Origin of the sequence: Streptomyces sp., assembly GCF_036566765.1 — a bacterium.
Lineage (GTDB): Bacteria > Actinomycetota > Actinomycetes > Streptomycetales > Streptomycetaceae > Streptomyces.
On sequence record NZ_DATCVQ010000284.1, the window covers coordinates 1 to 2,013 of the forward strand.

General features: G+C 74.2%; 2 protein-coding genes. Both read left to right on the forward strand.

Translation table 11 applies throughout. The annotated features are described in order from the left end of the window. Positions 1-967 (forward strand): alpha-hydroxy acid oxidase (locus VIU94_RS16035; RefSeq protein ID WP_331911994.1); only part of this gene is annotated, 967 nt, incomplete at its 5' end. Next, positions 964-2,013: FAD-binding oxidoreductase (locus VIU94_RS16040; RefSeq protein WP_331911996.1), on the forward strand; the 1,050-nt coding region annotated here is incomplete at its 3' end. The genes VIU94_RS16035 and VIU94_RS16040, both read left to right, overlap by 4 nt.

Below are 2,013 nucleotides of genomic sequence, written 5' to 3' on the forward strand. Positions count from 1 at the left end.
GGGCGAGCCGGAGGTGCGTACCTCGATCCTCGGGCGGCCCGCGGCGGCACCCATCGTGCTGGCCCCGACGGGCTACACCCGGCTCAGCCACCACACCGGGGAGCGGGCGGTCGCCGCGGCGGCGGCCGCGGCCGGGCTGCCGTACACGCTCTCGACGTACGCGACGACCTCGATCACCGACGTCGCCGACGCGGCGCCGCGCGGGCGCAACTGGTTCCAGGTCTATCTGATGAAGGACCGGGCGGTGACCCTGGACCACATCACCGAGGCGGCCGCGCAGGGCTACGAGGCGCTGATGCTGACCATCGACACGACCGTGACGGGCATGAAGCGCAAGGACAAGCTCAACGGGTTCGCGATCCCGCCCCAGCTGAGCCTGCGTACGTTCGCGGACATGGCCCGCCATCCCGGCTGGGTCGCCAACATCCTGACCACCGAGCCGCTGCGGTTCGCGACCTTCCCCGAGGGGTCGCACCACGGCCGCTGGGGCATGTCCAACGAGCTGCGTGAGCAGGCGATCCGGCCCTCGGACATCGGCTGGCTCAAGGAGCACTGGGACGGCCCGGTGGTGGTCAAGGGCGTGCTCTCGGTCGCCGACGCGGTGGCCGCCGTCGACGCCGGCGCCGACGCGCTGGTGCTCTCCAACCACGGCGGCCGCCAGCTCGACCGCGCGCCGGTGCCGCTGGAGCTGCTGCCGGCGGTGGTCGACGCGGTCGGCGACCGGACCGAGGTGTACGTCGACTCCGGCGTCCGCTCCGGCGGCGACATCGCGGCGGCGCTCGGTCTCGGCGCCCGCGGCGTGGTGATCGGCCGGCCCTACCTCTACGGCCTGATGGTCGCCGGGCAGCAGGGCGTCGATGCCACCCTGTCGCTGCTGGTCGAGGAGCTGCGGCGGGCGATGTGCCTGCTCGGCACTCCCGACATCGCCTCGATCGGCCCCGAGCACGTCCGGCTGAGGTCGGCATGAACCTCGTTCACGACCTGCGCACCGCCCTCGGCGAGAGCGCCGTGCTGACCGATCCGGCCGACATGGCGGCGTACGTCACCGACTGGACCGGCAGCTTCACCGGCACCGCCCTCGCGGTGGTGCGCCCGGCCTCGACCGAGCAGGTCGCGACAGCGGTCCGGCTGTGCGCGGCGGCGGGCGTCGGGGTCGTCCCGCAGGGCGGCAACACCGGCCTCGTCGGTGGCGGCGTACCTGACTCCGGCGGCGACCAGGTGGTGCTCTCGCTCGGCCGGATGCGCCGCGTCCGGGAGGTGGACCCGGTCGCCGACACCCTCACCGTCGAGGCCGGCACCCCGCTGGCGACCGTCCAAGAGGCCGCCGCGGCCGCCGGGCGGCTCTTCCCGCTCTCCCTCGGCTCGGAGGGATCGTGCACCATCGGCGGCACGATCGCGACCAACGCCGGCGGCACCGCGGTGCTGCGCTACGGGATGATGCGCGAGCTGGTGCTCGGCCTCGAGGTCGTGCTCCCCGACGGCCGGGTCTGGGACGGGCTGCGGCCGCTGCGCAAGGACAACACCGGCTACGACCTCAAGCAGCTGTTCATCGGCTCCGAGGGCACTCTCGGCGTCGTCACCGCGGCGGTGCTGCGGCTGCTGCCGGCGACCCCGCGCCGGGCGACGGCGTTCGTGGCGCTCGAGTCGGTGGAGGCGGCCACCTCGCTCCTCCCCCTGCTCCGCGAGCACGGCGGCGGGCAGCTGACCACCTGGGAGCTGCTCGGACGCCAGGCCGTCGACCTCGTCCTCGCCCACCTGCCGGGCGTACGCGACCCGTTCACGGACCGGCACGAGTGGTACGGCCTCGTCGAGCTCGCCGGCACCTCCGCCGACGTGGACGAGCGGCTCGAGGAGGCCCTCGCGGCCGCCGCCGAGCAGGGGCTGCTCCTCGACGCCGTGGTCGCCGGCAGCCCCACTCAGCGCGAGTCGCTGTGGGCGCTGAGAGAAGGCGTCTCGGAGGCGCAGAAGAGCGAGGGCGCGACCCTCAAGCACGACGTCACCCTGCCGATCACC